This is a genomic window from Streptomyces vilmorinianum, from assembly GCF_005517195.1.
GTDB lineage: Bacteria > Actinomycetota > Actinomycetes > Streptomycetales > Streptomycetaceae > Streptomyces > Streptomyces vilmorinianum.
In genome coordinates this window covers 7,293,728-7,308,712 of the sequence record NZ_CP040244.1, presented here as the reverse complement: position 1 = coordinate 7,308,712, position 14,985 = coordinate 7,293,728, and the positions used below count along the sequence as shown (strand labels likewise).

Below are 14,985 nucleotides of genomic sequence, written 5' to 3'. Positions count from 1 at the left end.
GGTAGCCGCACGACCCCTTCCGTACCTGCCGTGGCCGTGCCATGCTCGCCCGCGACTCAGATCTGAACACTGTTCATATCCGTGAAAGGTCGGGCTCATGGGAATCAGCAGAAGGCAGTTCGTGAGCGGTGCGGTGGCGGTCGGGGCGGCGGCGACGACGACCGGCTTCACCCCGCCGACCACCACCCCTGTCTGGCAGGAGTTCGCCGGCGCCCCCTACACCCACCCGCAGATCCCCTACGTCGGCCGCGCGGGTGCCCGCGCGGGCGCGACCCGGCTGCCCCACCCGCCCGTCGTCGCGAACGTCCTCTCCTACGGGGCCACCCCCGACGGCTCCACGGACTCCGCCCCCGCCATCAACCGGGCCCTCGCCGAGGCGGGGGAGCGGGGCGGCGGGACGGTGCTCGTCCCGCCCGGCACGTACCGGATCGACGGCTTCCTCCACATCGGCCACAGCGACGTCGTCCTGCGCGGCGCGGGCTCGGGCCGGACCACCCTCCTCGCGACGAAGCACCTCACGGAGCTGATCGGCCCGTACGGCTCGCGCTACGGCGGTGACAAGTCCGCCTGGTCCTGGGCCGGCGGTCTCATTTGGCTCGCCCCGCACGCCCGGCACGCCTCCCTCCTCGCCGCGATCCGCGCCCGGGCCTGGCCCTTCGAGGGCTGGACCGGCAACGGCCGCGACGAGTGGACCTCCCTCACGGCCGTCCGCCCCGCCCGCCGCGGCGACTGGAGCGTGACGGTCGACGACCCGTCAGGGCTGCGCCGGGGGCAGGTGGTTCTGCTCCGGCTCGCCGACGACGCCGACCACACGCTCCTGGAGCACATGGCGGGCGGCGGCCCGGGCGCGCAGGCGTATGCGTGGGACGACAAGACGAAGCTGACGTCGTACGTCCCGTACGAGTGGCCGGTCCGCGTGATGTCCGTACGCGGCCGCACGGTCACGCTGGAACGCCCGCTGCCCCTCGACGTACGCCCGGAGTGGGACCCGCGGATCACCACCCTCGCCGAACCGCTCACGGGATCGGGCGTCGCGGGCCTCACCCTCGAAGCAGTCGAGACCCCCCAGTCCCCGCACCTGCTCGACAAGGGCTACAACGGCGTCGCCTTCCAGTGCGCGTACGACTGCTGGGCCGAGGACGTCGTCGTACGCCATGTCGACAACGGCTTCGGTCTGGTCGCCGCCTCCGCCTGCACCCTGCGCCACACGCGCGTGGAGGGCCGGGGCTCCCATCACCCGTACTTCTGCCGCGAGGGCTCCCACGACAACCTGATCGAGGGCTTCCACATCGCGGCCGTCGCGGTGACGCACGGCATCAACGTGGAGGGGCTCTCCAGCCACAACGTCTGGTCGCGCGGGGTGATGGAGAGGGGCACCTTCGACACCCACCGGGGCATGCCCTTCGCCGACGTACGGACGGAGATCACGGTGGAGAACAACGGCCGGCACGGCGGCGACGCCTCGGCCGGGCCGCTGTACGGCGCCCGTTTCGCGCACTGGAACGTGACGGTCACCAACGGCCGGGCGGGACTCGTCAAGATCGACACGATCGCGCCGTACAGCGCGACGGTCGGCATCAGCGAGGTCCGGGAGTTCGACCAGATCGACGTCCCGGACTTCACGGGCGAGCTCCACGCGCGCCTGGAGGCGTACGGGGCTCCTGGGGCGGTCCGCCCCCGGAACCTGTACGAGGCGCAGCGGCTGCTCAGGCGGTGACGGAGGAGGAGGCCGGGGTGTCGGCGTCCTTGGTGTCGGCGTCCTTGGTGTCGGCGGTGGCCGGCGTGTCCGGTTCGCCCAGGTCCAGGTCCAGGTCCAGGGCCTTGCGCAGACGGGTCGTGTACCCGAGGGCGGCGATGCAGCCGATGACCGCGCAGGAGATCCACAGGACGTCCGGGCCGGGACCGTCCACGACCCAGCCCGCCAGGATCGGGGCGACGAACCCGGCCACCGCCCAGGACATGCCCATCACGCCCTGGTAGCGGCCGCGGGCGTGCTCGGGGGCGAGCTTGGCGGTGGCGGCGGCGTTGGTCGGGACGTGGACCATCTCGCCGATCGTCCACACGACCACGGTCGCGGCGAACGCCACCGGGGAGCCGGCGAGCGCGGTCGCGCCCGTACCGAAGGCGAACAGCAGGGAGGAGACGGTGAGGAGCATGGCCGGTGAGCGCTTGTCGGTCACCTTGTTGACCAGGAGCTGGAAGCCGACGATCACCACGCCGTTGACGGCGATGACCGCGCCGTACGCCCCGGTGGACAGGCCCTCCGCCGCCATGGTGAGCGGGAGGCCGACCCAGGGGGCGGTGAAGACCAGGCAGACGAGGAGGTTGAGCAGGACGAGGGTGCGGAAGGGCGCGTCGCGCAGCACGTCGATGACGCTGACGCGGTCCTCCTCGACGACCTTGCCGGTGGCCGTGTCGCGCCGGGCCTCGGGGCGGGTCTCGGGGAGCCGGAGGAAGACGATGAGGGCACAGAGGGTCGTGGCGACGGCGTCGACGACGAACAGGGTCCGGTAGCCGAGGAAGATCGCGGCGCCGCCACCGAAGGCGGCGACGGCGAAGCCGAGGTTGAGGGCCCAGTAGTTGAGCGCGTAGGCCCGGCGGAGGTCGGACTCGGGGACCATGTCGGCGATCGTGGCGTTGATGGACGGCCGGACCGCCTGCATGGCGACGCCCATCAGCAGGACGACGACGGCGATGCCCCAGGCGCTGCTCACCAGGGCCAGGGCGGCGGCACACGCGGCCCCGGCCAGATGCATCGTGACCATGGTGGGGCGCCGGCCCCACTTGTCGGTGAGCATGCCGCCGAGCGGGGATCCGGCGACGCCGCCGAGGCCGTGGAGGGCGACGACGAGACCGGCGTACCAGGCCGAGTAGCCGAGCTCCTGGGTCAGGAAGAGGGAGAGGAAGGTGAGGACGAAGGCGCCGGTGCGGTTGACCAGAGTGGAGAGCCAGAGCCACCAGAAGCCGCCGGGGAGGCCGGAGACCGTCGCGCGGGCTGATCGTCTGAGCGAGGCGATGGACATGTGTGGCTGGGCCCCCTGCGGTGTAAGCGTCTCTATCGGCCTCCGTAACTTACGAGGATCGGCTTCCCGGGCGCCAGTGAATTGACGGGGAGCGTCAAGCGTCGGGCGTCGTTTAGGCTCGGACGCATGGCCGACGCACCGTACAAGCTGATCCTCCTCCGCCACGGCGAGAGCGACTGGAACGCGAAGAACCTGTTCACCGGCTGGGTGGACGTCAACCTCACCGAGAAGGGCGAGAAGGAGGCGGTCCGCGGCGGTGAGCTGCTCAAGGACGCCGGTCTGCTGCCCGACGTACTGCACACCTCCCTCCAGAAGCGCGCCATCCGCACGGCGCAGCTCGCGCTGGAGTCCGCCGACCGCCACTGGATCCCGGTCCACCGCTCCTGGCGTCTGAACGAGCGCCACTACGGTGCGCTGCAGGGCAAGGACAAGGCGCAGACGCTCGCGGAGTTCGGCGAGGAGCAGTTCATGCTCTGGCGCCGCTCGTACGACACCCCGCCGCCGGCGCTCGCCGACGACAACGAGTTCTCCCAGGCCCACGACCCGCGCTACGCCTCCATCCCGCCGGAGCTGCGCCCGCGCACGGAGTGCCTGAAGGACGTCGTCGTCCGCATGCTGCCGTACTGGTACGACGGCATCGTCCCGGACCTCCTGGCCGGCCGCACGGTCCTGGTCGCCGCCCACGGCAACAGCCTGCGCGCCCTGGTCAAGCACCTGGACGGCATCTCGGACGCGGACATCGCGGGCCTGAACATCCCGACGGGCATCCCGCTCGCCTACGAGCTCGACGAGAACTTCAAGCCCCTCAAGCCGGGCGGCACGTACCTGGACCCGGACGCGGCGGCGGCGGCGATCGAGGCCGTGAAGAACCAGGGCAAGAAGTAACCCTGACGCATGGAGAAGGGCCCCCTGCCTGCCGCTTTCCGGCGGGGAGGGGGCTTCTTCATGCCGTGGGGCCGCCTGTGGCCCGTCGACCCCTCGACCCCTCGGCCCCTCGACCCCTCGGCCCGTCGCCCCGTCACGGCGAAGGGGCCGCGCGATGTCGGGTCACGGCTCCGGTGTTCGACCTGATGAGGATGGGGCCAGACTGTCACCATGCGAGAGCACTGCTGCGAAGCCATGGGACGTCACGTCGAATGGGACTGCGACGTCCACAGCGATCCGTTCGCGTGCCCTGACGCGCTGGTTCACTTCATGCCCAGGTACCAGGAGTACGGGCTGCTCATCCATGACGGAGGCTCCTCCTATGTGGAGCTACTGTTCTGCCCTTGGTGCGGCGTGCGTCTGCCGGAGTCGCAGCGCGACCGGTGGTTCGACGAGCTGGAACAGCTCGGGATCGACCCTTGGGAGGACGACATCCCAGAGGCGTTTCTCAGTGATCGATGGCTCCACGGCCACGCGGAACAGGGCGGAGCCACGGCCGGGAGGTAAGAGAGGTGGCGTCCAAGCTCAGGGCGCCGGCCGCTCCGTGTGTGGCGCGACCTCTGAGAAGGTCCTTTCACTGATCACCGCCGCACGCTGACGCCGACCAGGGCGTGCCGCCAACGGACTTGGAGCGTGTGCGCCCCCAAGCACATCCAGGGAGGCCGACGTGCACCGGTTCGTCAGGGCGTGCGCCTTCCGCTCGGGGCTGCTGCCTCGCGACCCTGGGGCGGTCCGCACGTCAGTCGAGACCAGGGGTGGGAGTCGTGGCTCGTACGCAGTCCAGGTGTGGAGCGATAACGCAGAAGGGCACCCCGTGTCGGCGCCTCGCCATGATGGGGGCATCGAGGTGCGATCGTCATCGGGGCGACTGGTCCTCCTACACCGTCCAGAGGCGCAAGGAGGCCGAGCGCAAGGCCAGGGCGAGCAAGCGGCGGAGGTGACACGCCTCGGAGAGGCGGCTCCGACGCATGGAGAAGAGAGCCCCCTGCCTGCCGCTCTCCGGCGGGGAGGGGGCTTCTTCACACCCTGGGGATGCCCTGGGGCGCCCGTCAGTCAGGCCCGTCCCCGAGCGTGAGCGTCAGCGCCAACTGCTGGGCCTCGTCCGGAGTGAGGTCCGTGCGGGTGCGGAGTGCCTCGAGGATCGGGGCGGCCTTGTCCGTGCCGGCGTGGTGGGTGAGCCAGGTGAGGGCGAGGGTGATCGTGCGGCGGGTGGCCTCCGGTGTGAGGGGGGTGCGGGTGAGGAGGGGGTCGAGGACGAAGCGGGCACGGGCGGACGTGCCGTGGGCGGTGAGCCAGGTGAAGGCGACGGTGAGCGTCTTCGCGGCGTCCTCGGGGGTGAGGTCCGTGCGGGAGAGGAGGGGCTTCAGGAGCAGGGGCGCGCCGGGGGTGAAGGCGTAGTGGTCGAGCCAGGCGAGCGTCAGCGAGAGGGTTCGGCGGGCCTGGTCGGGGGTGAGGTCCGTACGGGTGAGGAGAGGGTTGAGGACGAACCGGGCCCGCGCGGTGGCCGCGTAGTCGTCGAGCCAGGCGAACGCGGCGGCGGCCGCCCGCTCCGCGTCCTCGGGGGTGAGGTCGGTGCGGGCGAGGAGCGGGTCGAAGACGTGGCCGGCGCCCGGGGCGGCGACGGGGCGGCTGACCCAGGCGACGGCGGCCGGAGCCGCCCGCGCCACGTCGCCGGGGGAGAGGTCCGTGCGCATGAGCAGCGGCTTGAGGACGTGCCCCGCGTTGGAGGTCGTGGCGTGGCGGTCCAGCCAGGCGAGGCTCGCGGCGACCGCACGCCGGGCGTGGTCGGCGCTCAGGTCGGGGCGGGCGAGCAGCGGTTTGAGGACGCGCCCCACGGTGGGGGTCACGGTCTGGCGGTCGAGCCAGGCGAGGGCCGCGGTGGCCGCCCGCGCCGCGTCCTCGGGGCTGAGGTCGGCGCGGACGAGCAGCGGGTCGATGACGAAGCGCGCCTCCGCCGTGGACCCGTGCAGGTCGAGCCAGTCGTGGGTGCGGGAGATCGCCCGCTCCGCGTCCTCGGGGGTGAGGTCGGTGCGGGCGAGCAGCGGGTCGATGACGAAGCGGGCCTCCGCCGTGGCCGCGTGCAGGTCGAGCCAGGCGAGCGTGAGGGAGATCGCCCGCTCCGCGTCCTCGGGGGTGAGGTCGGTACGGGCGAGCAGCGGGTCGAGGGCGAACCGCGCCTCGGCCGTGGCCGCGTGCAGGCCGAGCCAGGTGAAGGTGTGGCCGAGCGCCTGCCGGGCGTGGTCGGCGGTGAGATCGCCGCGGGAGACCAGCGGTTTGAGGACGAACTGGGCCTTCGGGGCGGTGGCCTGGCCGTCGAGCCAGGCGAGGGCCGCGGTGGCCGCCCGCCCCGCGTCCTGAGGGCCGAGGTCGGTGCGGGTGAGCAGCGGGTCGAGGACGAATCCGGCGTTGGGCGTGGACCCGTGGTGCTCGAGCCAGACGTGCGTGACGCCGAGCGCCTGCCGCAGATGCTCCGCGCTGAGATTGCCGCGGGAGAGCAGCGGTTTGAGGACGTGCCCGGCGATGCCGGCGGTGGCGTTGTGGTCGAGCCAGGCGAGGGCCGCGGCGGCGCTCTTCTGCGTGTCGCCGGGGCTGAAGCCGCTACGGGAGTCCAGGGCGTCCAGGACGAACCGGGCCTCCGGAAGGGTGCCGTACTCGCCCAGCCAGGCGAGGGCGGCGGGCATGACCCGCTGGGCGTCGGCGGGCGGGAGGTCGGTGCGGGCGAGCAGCCGCCCGTAGACGTATCCCGCGTCGGCCGTGGTGGCGTGGTGGTCGAGCCACGCGAAGGCCTCGGAGAGCGCCCGCTGTACGTGCTCGGGGGACAGGTCGGTGCGGGACAGCAGGATGTTGAGGACGTATCCGGCGTCGAGCGTGGTGGCGTAGTGACCGAGCCAGCCGAGCGTGGCGCCGAGGGCCTGCTCGACGTCCGCGGCCGGCAGATCGGTCCGTACGAGGAGCGGCTTGAGGACGAACCCGGCGTCGGCGATGGGGTGTCCGGCGAGCCAGGCATGGGTGGTACGGAGTACCTGCCGCAGGTCGTCGGGGCCGAGGTCGACGCGGGCGAGCAGGGGCTTGAGGACGTGGCCGGCGTCGGCGATGGGGTGTTCGGCGAGCCAGACAAGGGCGGCGGACACCACCCGCCGGGCGTCGCCCTCCGCGAGGTCGGCCAGGGTGAGCAGGCGGCCGAGGATGAACGAGGCCTTCTCGTTGGCGGCGTGGTGGTCGAGCCAGGTGAGGGCGGCACGGCGCACGCGCTGGACGTCGTCGTCGGTCAGATCCGTACGGGGAACCAGCTTGCCGAGGGCGAACTCGGCCTCCACGTGGGTGGCGTGGTCGGCGAGCCAGATGAGGGCGAGCGAGATCGCCCGCCGGGTGTCCTCGGGGCCGAGGTCGGTGCGGCCCAGCAGCGGGTCGAGGATGAAGCGGGCTTCCTCCGTGGGCGCGTGCAGGTCGAGCCAGGCGAGGCTGGCCTGACGCACGCGCGGGACGTCGTCGCCGGCCACATCGGGGTGCGCGATCAGGGGGCCGAGGACGAACTGCGCCTTGTCGGAGGTGGCGTAGTGCTCCAGCCAGGCCAGCGCGGCACGCAGGACCCGCCCGACCACGGCGGGGCTCAGGTCGGTGCGCGAGACGAGCGGCCTGAGGATGTGTCCCGCGCCGAGGGTGACGGTGTGGTGGTCGAGCCAGTCGAGGGCGGGAGCGGAGATCCGTTCGGCGTCGTCGGGGGTGAGGTCGGCGCGCGAGAGGAGCGTGCTGAGGACGAATCCGGCCCCGGGGGTGGTGGAGTGGCGGTCGAGCCAGATGCGCGCCGCGGAGATGACCCGCCGGGCGTCGTACGGGTTGAGGTCGGTCCGGGCGAGCAGCGGCCGCAGGACGTACCCGGCACCGGGGTGCGTGGTGTGGCGGTTGAGCCAGGCGAGCGTGGTGGTGATGGCCTGCTGGACGGCCTCGGCCGGCAGGTCCGTACGCGAGAGCAGCGGGCCCGCGACGTAGTTGGCCTCCTTCGACATGCCGTGGACCTTGAGCCAGTCGAGGGCGGCGGGTACGAGGAGCAGCGCGCCGTCGCCGGGGAGATGGCGCAGGCCCCGGTGCAGAAGGTGGCGGGCGTCGAAGCCGACGCCGAAGTCCGTGAGCCAGGGGCTGACGACGGCGTCCCAGCACTGGACTGCCGGGGCGGACCAGGGCGGCCCCGAGCAGATCGCGCCGAGGGCGTAGCTGCCCACATCGGAGTCGTGGCGCATGAGCCCGCCTATGGTGGCGGCCTGCTCGGTGAACCAGTCGTGGAGCACGGAGGTGATCGCCGCCGCCCGGTCGGCGAGCGCGAGGTCGTTGACGAGGCGGCCGATGTTGAGGGAGAAGCGGCCGACGGTGCGCGCGCCGGTGAGGCTGCCGGCGAGCATGGCATGGGTCTTGGTGACGTCCGGTGTGGCGACCGGATCGGGCAGCATGACCGATTCCATGAGCTGGTCGGCGACGATGTCGTGGGCGACCGACAGCACACCGTCCTTGGTCTCCAGCCAGCCCAGCGAGACCAGGGTGGCCACGATGTCCTCGGCCTCCGGCACGTCGCCGGTCGCTCCGGCCAGTGAGGCGTGCGCGGCCGCCACCACCTCGGACTGGTCCTGCGGGCAGGCCGCCGCGGCGGCACCGGCGGCCACAAGTCCGTGCGAGGCGCGGGCGCGGGTGAGGCTGTTCTCGCGGCCGGGAACGGTCAGACCGTCCTCGCTCAGCCGCTTCAGGAGCCACGCGGGCAGTTCGCCGCCGGACCGCAGGCCGGCCGCCTCGGGCATGGAGAGGCCCGCCTTGACGCGGCGTTCGATTTCCCGGGCGACCAGCAGCGCGACGATGGGGCGGTTGCCGCTGACCGCGAGCATGCGGTCCATGCCCAGTCGACGGATGGCGGTGGGGGCCAGCGTCTCCAGCGCGTTACGGGTGATGAGCCGCTGGAACTCGTCGTCCTGCCGCAGCTTCACCTCGTCGAACAGCTCGTACACCAGCGCGCGTTCGGCCTTCAGGAGCCACCCGGGGCGTGCGGAGGCGAGCACGGTCATGGTGACGCGCTTACGGCGGGCCTCGGGGAGGAGCTGGGTCCGCACCGCCTGCAGGTCGATGTTCGTCTCGTTGAGGTCGATCACCACCAGTACGGAACCGGGCTCGGCGAACGCCTGCTCCGCGATCTGCTCGACGATCGTGTCGCCGCGGGTCTGGGACAGGTCGGCGCGGGTCTGGGGCAGGACGTGCAGGACGCGCCAGCCCTCCGCCAGCGCGAGCCGTCCCACCTCGAGGCCGGTACGGGTCTTTCCCGTACCGGCCGCGCCCACGAGGAGCACGCCGCGGTCCACCGACATCAGCAGCCTGGTGAGCAACTGCTCCGGGTCGGCGTCGTGTTCGCTGCCCGGGGACACGAACGGCAGGCGCTCGGGGGTGAAGTTCTTCTCGAAGTCGCCGAAGCCCTCGATGAGTTCTTCTTGGGAGATCACCACGCGCAGCCGGTGCCCCGGCTCGCGACCGGGCGGATCCAGCGGTACCGCGTGGGGATTCACGCGGTGTTCGGCGAGGAGTCTGACGAGTTCCGGGTCCTTCAAGGCCTCGGCCAGGGGTTCGGCCTGGGCGCTGCCGGTTCCGGCGGCGGGCAGCCGGTGGGCCTGCACCCCGACGAGGCGGCCGTGGGCGAACAGGGCCGTCCCCGAGACGCCCTTCCACGGATCCTGCCCGTCGGGTCCTCTCTCGGCAGGTGAATGGGTGTCGACGGTGAGATCGAGCAGCCCGGACTTCATGTTGGAGCCGAGGTGGATGAATCCGTCGAACCCGACGCTGTCCCGCCGGTCCAGCCCCTGGAACCTCTCCGAGGCGGCTCGTTTCGCGAACGCCGGGAAGCCGATACCGGCGAACGGCACTCTGCCCACCGCGTCCGGCAGGCTGCCGAGGGCGACACCCGGCGCCGGCTCCAGGTCCGGCGGCGGAGCGTCGAGGGCCAGCAGCGCCAGATCCTGCCCGTTCGCCCGCCACACGGGTGTGGCGGGAAACGCGTCCTTACGACGGCCGAGCATCACCGTGCAGTCGTGGTCACGGGAGTCGAGGAGATGAGCCACCGTCAGGATCAGCCTCGTACTGATCCGGTAGCCCGATCCGAACTCGATCCCGTTCGCGTGCCTGACGAAGACCTGGGCCACCCGGTTCTTGTCCATCGGGCTCACCCAGCGGTCAGTTCGAGGAGAAGAGGTCCGAGACGTCATCGCCGGTGAGGACCGGCGCACCGGTGTCCGTCTCGGCAGTCAGGCTGATCTTGACCGTGTGGGTCTCCGCCGACTTGGCGGCGCCCTTGGCGCCGAGCGAGACCACCCAGAAGCGCATACCGGCGTTGGCCTCGGCCGTCTTCTCGACCGCGACCTGAAGCTCCAGGTCGATGGAGTCGATCCGGAAGCGCACGTCCTGGCCGGCTGCTTCGAGGCGGGCCCGGCCGATTTCCGAGCGCAGCGACGTGAGCAGATCGGCGAGTTGGATTTCCATGGAGTCCCCCCGGATGAAGTGGAGCAACCACTCGCTGTGGTGCGGGTGTCAGCGGGTGTGAAGTCTCTCAGAAGAGCGCGCATCCGTAAGGGGATCGGGGCATATGCGATCACGTACGGACGAGATCCGGCCAACGTGCTGCGCAGTTACCGCGTACGGCGAGGCGTACGCCTCGGGGCGGCTCGGGGCGGCTTGGGGGCGGCTCGGGGACGGCTCGCGTACGGCTCCCGCGCGGAGCCCCCAGCCCTTGGGACTCCTGGGAGGGGGCTCGACTGTGCTGGGAGATTGACGGGCGTCTCGTCAGCTCACCTCACTTGTTCTGTCCAGGCGGAGCGTGGCCCGGCTTGTTCTGGTTCTCGGTCTCCTGCGTGTGTGCCTTGCCCTTACATTCCGGCTGCTGGCCGCCAGGCTCATTGCCGCCCTCGTTCGTGCAGCTGACAGGCACCGGGTTGATCCCACCGGCGACGGCGGTTCCGGCCGTGCCGAGACCCAGTGCGCAGGCCGCGGCCGCCGCGGCCACTGCCGCGCCGATCCTCTTCGTCGTCAGTTTTCTGGTCATCACTGCCTCGAATCCTCGAGTGCAACACTCGCAAACCAGGCTTCTCGTGCTAAACCTCACTGTCAAGAAAATCCGGCAATTGTGGTGGAGTTGACGAACCGGCCGGTAGCGCCGGGAAAATCGCGAGCGGAGATCGCACGCGATCACTAGCCTCCGCCGCATGCCTTCGACGCTCCGACTGGAGAAGATCACCCCCGAGAACGTGGACGCCGCGCTCGCGCTGAACGTCCATCCCCACCAGGAGAAGAACGTCGCCCCGGTCGCGACGTCGCTGGCGGAGGCGTACGCCTACGGCGACACCGCCTGGCCGCGGCTGATCCTCGACGGGGACGAGCCGGTCGGTTTCCTGATGGCCTTCCTCGACATCCGGTGGGGCACCGGGAACGACCCCGAGGGCCGGCGCAGCGGACTGTGGCGGCTGAACATCGCCGCAGGCCACCAGGGGCGCGGGTACGGGCGCTTCGCCGTCGACGCCGTACGGGACGAGTTGCGCGGGCGCGGGAAGAACCGGATGTACGTGAGCTGGGAGCCCGGCGAGAACGGCCCCGGCGACTTCTACCGCAGGCTCGGCTTCTTCGAGACGGGCGAGACGAGCGGCCGCCAGACGGTCGGCGTGCTCGACCTGTGACGTGATGTGACGTGATGTGACCTGTGGGCCCGTGACCTGCGGCGCCTGCGGCGGGTGATGTGAGACGAGAGGGCCCCGCCCGGAAACCGGGCGGGGCCCACCGATCGCGCGGCTAGCCGGAGCAGCCCCCGCACTGGCACGGTCCGCCGGACTGGCAGCCGCAGCCGCAGCCCGAGCCGCACCCGCAGGCGCCGAGGACGGGCAGGAAGACCGCGTCGCGCGGAGTCTCCTGCAGGGGCTGGGGGTCGGTGGTGGCGGATTCGGCCATGGGGTCCCTCCTCGAAGGCGTACGTCGCCTCTCCCCATTGCATGCCCATCCCACCGGGCGCATCAACGGCGCACAGGAGTGCGAACGTCGCGACCACCGCCCGCCCATGCCCGGGGGCTACGCGCCCTCGACCGGCGCGTCCGCCTGCTGCAGCTCGTCCGCGTGCTCGCCCGTCACCAGGTACACGACGCGCTTGGCCACCGACACCGCGTGGTCCGCGAACCGCTCGTAGTAGCGGCCGAGCAGCGTCACGTCGACCGCCGTCTCGATGCCGTGCTTCCAGCGGTCGTCCATCAGGTGCTGGAACAGCGTCCGGTGCAGCAGGTCCATCTCGTCGTCGTCCTGCTCCAGCTGCAGCGCCAGATCGACGTCCTTCGTGATGATGACCTCCGCCGCCTTCGCCATCAGGCGCTGCGCCAGCTGACCCATCTCCAGGATCGTCGCGTGCAGGTCCCGCGGCACCGCGGTGTCGGGGAACCGCAGCCGCGCCAGCTTCGCCACGTGCTGCGCCAGGTCGCCGGAGCGCTCCAGGTCGGCCGACATCCGCAGCGAGGTCACCACGATCCGCAGGTCCGTCGCCACCGGCTGCTGGCGCGCGAGCAGCGCTATCGCACGGGCCTCCAGGTCGTGCTGCAGATCGTCGACCTTCTGATCCGCGGCGATCACACTCTCCGCGAGCTTCAGATCGGCGTCGAGCATCGCCGTCGTGGCGCGCCCGATCGCCGACCCGACAAGGCGGGCCATCTCGACCAGGCCCTCGCCGATCGAGTCAAGTTCCTCGTGGTACGCGTCCCGCATCGATGTCCCTCTCTCACAGACGTCCGGGGTCCAGGTGGGGCTCGGACCCCCCACGCTCCCACGTTCGGCCCCCTACAAGTCAGGCGCCTCCACCCCACATGAATCAACCCTTTCCCCTGAGTGAACTCTGGGCGACACGCGTCAGCCCTGCGAACAGGCCAAATGAACCACCACCGTCCCCACGGTGAACTCTGGGCGACGACTGTTCGAGCAGCCACTCGGACGGCTGGGAGAGTGTCCGTCGCCCCGCATAACCTGGATGGCATGGACGTGAACGCGGCGGTCGCCGCATTGGCCGCGATCGCCGGGGTGTGCACCGGCGTGATCGCCATGCTGGCGTTCCGCTGGAGCGAGCGCGACCAGGCGCGACCCACCCGGACCTCCCTGCACACCGACGCCGTGCTCCCGCCCGGCGTCGACACCGTGCTGTCCGTGCTGCGCTCCTCCGCGGTCGTCCTCGACGAGAGCGACTCGGTGGTCAAGGCCAGCTCGGCGGCGTACGCCCTCGGCCTGGTCCGCGGCGGAAAGCTGGCCGTCGAGCCCATGCTCAACATGGCCCGCGACACCCGCCGCGACGGAGAGATACGACAGGTCGAGCTGGACCTGCCCCGGCGCGGCACCGGACGCGGCGAGGCCCTCGCCGTCTCCGCCCGCGTGGCCCCGCTCGGCTCCCGCCTGGTGCTCCTCCTGGTCGAGGACCTGACCGAGGCCCGCCGTATCGAAGCGGTACGGCGCGACTTCGTCGCCAACGTGAGTCACGAGCTCAAGACGCCCGTGGGCGCGCTCTCCCTGCTCTCCGAAGCCGTCATGGACGCCTCGGACGACCCCGAGGCGGTCACCCGCTTCGCCGGCCGGATGCAGATTGAGGCGACCCGGCTGACCAATCTCGTCCAGGAGCTCATCGACCTCTCCCGGGTGCAGAACGACGACCCGCTGGAGGACTCCGAGCCCGTACGGGTGGACGAGCTGGTCGCCGAGGCGATCGACCGCTCCCGGCACACCGCGTCCACCAAGCAGATCACCATGGTCTCGAACGTATCCGCGCCCGAAGGGCTCGAGCAGGGCGATGCCGGGCGACGGGAGGGCGGGACCGCGGACCTGCGCGTCTGGGGCAGCCGGGGCCAGCTCGCCGCCGCGCTCGGCAACCTCGTCGAGAACGCCGTCAACTACTCACCCGCCCACACCCGCGTCGGCATCGCCGCCCGGAAGATCACCGCGCCCGGCGGCGATCTCATCGAGATAGCGGTCACCGACCAGGGCATCGGCATCCCCGACAAGGACAAGGAGCGCATCTTCGAGCGCTTCTACCGCGTCGACCCGGCCCGCTCCCGCGCCACCGGAGGTACGGGGCTCGGCCTGGCCATCGTCAAGCACGTGGCCGCCTCGCACGGCGGGGAGGTCACGGTCTGGAGCACCGAAGGCCAGGGCTCCACCTTCACCCTGCGGCTGCCCGAGGCGGGCGCCGCACGGGACCGGCGATCATCCGACTCCGACTCCACCTCCCCCACCCCCGATCTCATGACCGAACCGCTCACTGCCCCGGAGGTCCTTCCGTGACCCGAGTGCTCGTCGTCGAGGATGAGGAATCCTTCAGCGACGCCCTGTCGTACATGCTCCGCAAGGAAGGCTTCGAGGTCGCGGTCGCCGCGACCGGGCCCGACGGCCTCGACGAGTTCGAGCGCAACGGAGCGGATCTCGTCCTCCTCGACCTGATGCTGCCCGGCCTGCCCGGTACCGAGGTGTGCCGCCAGTTGCGCGGCCGCTCGAACGTTCCGGTGATCATGGTGACCGCCAAGGACAGCGAGATCGACAAGGTCGTCGGGCTGGAAATAGGAGCCGACGACTACGTGACGAAGCCCTTCTCCTCGCGGGAGCTGGTCGCCCGCATCCGCGCGGTCCTGCGCCGCCGCGGCGAGCCGGAGGAGGTCACCCCCGCGGCCCTGGAGGCCGGCCCGGTCCGCATGGACGTGGACCGCCACGTCGTCACGGTCTCCGGCGGCAAGGTCGACCTCCCCCTGAAGGAGTTCGACCTCCTGGAGATGCTGCTCAGGAACGCGGGCCGCGTCCTGACCCGTATGCAGCTGATCGACCGCGTCTGGGGCGCGGACTACGTGGGCGACACCAAGACCCTCGACGTCCACGTCAAGCGCCTGCGGGCGAAGATCGAGCCGGACCCGGGCGCGCCGCGGTACCTGGTGACCGTCCGGGGCCTGGGCTACAAGTTCGAGCCGTAAACCGGCCCGAGCTCGGTACGGCCGGCAGGCCGACCGTACCGGCC

At 71.4% G+C, this 14,985-nt stretch carries 12 protein-coding genes; 6 read left to right on the top strand and 6 right to left on the bottom strand.

The features are described from left to right. The first annotated feature begins 97 nt into the window (after positions 1–97). Positions 98–1,717, top strand: a complete 1,620-nt coding sequence (locus tag FDM97_RS33990; RefSeq protein WP_137994313.1) for a glycosyl hydrolase family 28-related protein — start codon at positions 98–100, stop codon at positions 1,715–1,717. Here FDM97_RS33990 and FDM97_RS33985 read toward each other — a convergent pair. Then, entirely contained in the window at positions 1,707–3,023 is a 1,317-nt protein-coding gene (locus FDM97_RS33985) for an MDR family MFS transporter (RefSeq protein ID WP_137994312.1), read from the bottom strand. The genes FDM97_RS33990 and FDM97_RS33985 overlap by 11 nt on opposite strands. A 126-nt stretch (positions 3,024–3,149) precedes the next feature. On the opposite strand from FDM97_RS33985, the gene FDM97_RS33980 reads away from it, so the two are divergent. Together FDM97_RS33980 and FDM97_RS33975 are read left to right on the top strand one after the other, a co-directional pair. After that, positions 3,150–3,908: a phosphoglyceromutase gene (locus FDM97_RS33980; RefSeq protein WP_137994311.1), complete on the top strand. Its 759-nt coding sequence runs from the start codon at positions 3,150–3,152 to the stop codon at positions 3,906–3,908. A gap of 210 nt (positions 3,909–4,118) precedes the next feature. After that, positions 4,119–4,454: a DUF6980 family protein gene (locus FDM97_RS33975; protein WP_137994310.1), complete on the top strand. Its 336-nt coding sequence runs from the start codon at positions 4,119–4,121 to the stop codon at positions 4,452–4,454. Between the two features lie 542 nt (positions 4,455–4,996). On the opposite strand, the gene FDM97_RS33970 is transcribed toward FDM97_RS33975, so the two are convergent. From FDM97_RS33970 to FDM97_RS33960, 3 genes are all read right to left on the bottom strand, one after another. Continuing rightward, positions 4,997–10,132, bottom strand: coding sequence for a hypothetical protein (locus FDM97_RS33970; RefSeq protein WP_137994309.1), 5,136 nt, complete (start codon positions 10,130–10,132; stop codon positions 4,997–4,999). Between the two features lie 16 nt (positions 10,133–10,148). Next, a complete protein-coding gene (locus FDM97_RS33965) occupies positions 10,149–10,454 on the bottom strand; it encodes a trypco2 family protein (protein WP_137994308.1) in 306 nt (101 codons plus the stop codon). Positions 10,455–10,764: 310 nt separating this feature from the next. After that, positions 10,765–11,013 (bottom strand): hypothetical protein, encoded by a 249-nt coding sequence (locus tag FDM97_RS33960; RefSeq protein ID WP_137994307.1) that lies wholly within the window; start codon positions 11,011–11,013, stop codon positions 10,765–10,767. A 160-nt stretch (positions 11,014–11,173) separates the two neighbouring features. Here FDM97_RS33960 and FDM97_RS33955 point away from each other — a divergent pair, with 160 nt between their 5' ends. Further along, a complete protein-coding gene (locus FDM97_RS33955) occupies positions 11,174–11,641 on the top strand; it encodes a GNAT family N-acetyltransferase (RefSeq protein WP_137994306.1) in 468 nt (155 codons plus the stop codon). Positions 11,642–11,753: 112 nt separating this feature from the next. Here the strand turns inward: FDM97_RS33955 and FDM97_RS36115 are convergent, their stop codons facing one another. Together FDM97_RS36115 and phoU are read right to left on the bottom strand one after the other, a co-directional pair. Then, positions 11,754–11,909, bottom strand: coding sequence for a hypothetical protein (locus tag FDM97_RS36115; RefSeq protein WP_175439337.1), 156 nt, complete (start codon positions 11,907–11,909; stop codon positions 11,754–11,756). A gap of 117 nt (positions 11,910–12,026) precedes the next feature. Further along, entirely contained in the window at positions 12,027–12,707 is a 681-nt protein-coding gene (phoU, locus tag FDM97_RS33950; RefSeq protein WP_137994305.1) for a phosphate signaling complex protein PhoU, read from the bottom strand. Between the two features lie 264 nt (positions 12,708–12,971). On the opposite strand from phoU, the gene FDM97_RS33945 reads away from it, so the two are divergent. Continuing rightward, positions 12,972–14,264, top strand: coding sequence for a two-component system sensor histidine kinase PhoR (locus tag FDM97_RS33945; protein ID WP_137994304.1), 1,293 nt, complete (start codon positions 12,972–12,974; stop codon positions 14,262–14,264). Further along, complete coding sequence (locus FDM97_RS33940; RefSeq protein ID WP_017242433.1) at positions 14,261–14,941, top strand: two-component system response regulator PhoP; 681 nt, start codon at positions 14,261–14,263, stop codon at positions 14,939–14,941. Before FDM97_RS33945 ends, FDM97_RS33940 begins: the two co-directional genes overlap by 4 nt. Positions 14,942–14,985 lie beyond the last annotated feature (44 nt).

Excerpts from the sequence above, each read along its gene's own strand:
- FDM97_RS33990 (WP_137994313.1), top strand. The coding sequence starts at position 98 with ATGGGAATCAGCAGAAGGCAGTTCGTGAGCGGTGCGGTGGCGGTCGGG.
- FDM97_RS33985 (WP_137994312.1), bottom strand. The coding sequence starts at position 3,023 with ATGTCCATCGCCTCGCTCAGACGATCAGCCCGCGCGACGGTCTCCGGC.
- FDM97_RS33980 (WP_137994311.1), top strand. The coding sequence starts at position 3,150 with ATGGCCGACGCACCGTACAAGCTGATCCTCCTCCGCCACGGCGAGAGC.
- FDM97_RS33975 (WP_137994310.1), top strand. The coding sequence starts at position 4,119 with ATGCGAGAGCACTGCTGCGAAGCCATGGGACGTCACGTCGAATGGGAC.
- FDM97_RS33970 (WP_137994309.1), bottom strand. The coding sequence starts at position 10,132 with ATGGACAAGAACCGGGTGGCCCAGGTCTTCGTCAGGCACGCGAACGGG.
- FDM97_RS33965 (WP_137994308.1), bottom strand. The coding sequence starts at position 10,454 with ATGGAAATCCAACTCGCCGATCTGCTCACGTCGCTGCGCTCGGAAATC.
- FDM97_RS33960 (WP_137994307.1), bottom strand. The coding sequence starts at position 11,013 with ATGACCAGAAAACTGACGACGAAGAGGATCGGCGCGGCAGTGGCCGCG.
- FDM97_RS33955 (WP_137994306.1), top strand. The coding sequence starts at position 11,174 with ATGCCTTCGACGCTCCGACTGGAGAAGATCACCCCCGAGAACGTGGAC.
- FDM97_RS36115 (WP_175439337.1), bottom strand. The coding sequence starts at position 11,909 with ATGGCCGAATCCGCCACCACCGACCCCCAGCCCCTGCAGGAGACTCCG.
- phoU (WP_137994305.1), bottom strand. The coding sequence starts at position 12,707 with ATGCGGGACGCGTACCACGAGGAACTTGACTCGATCGGCGAGGGCCTG.
- FDM97_RS33945 (WP_137994304.1), top strand. The coding sequence starts at position 12,972 with ATGGACGTGAACGCGGCGGTCGCCGCATTGGCCGCGATCGCCGGGGTG.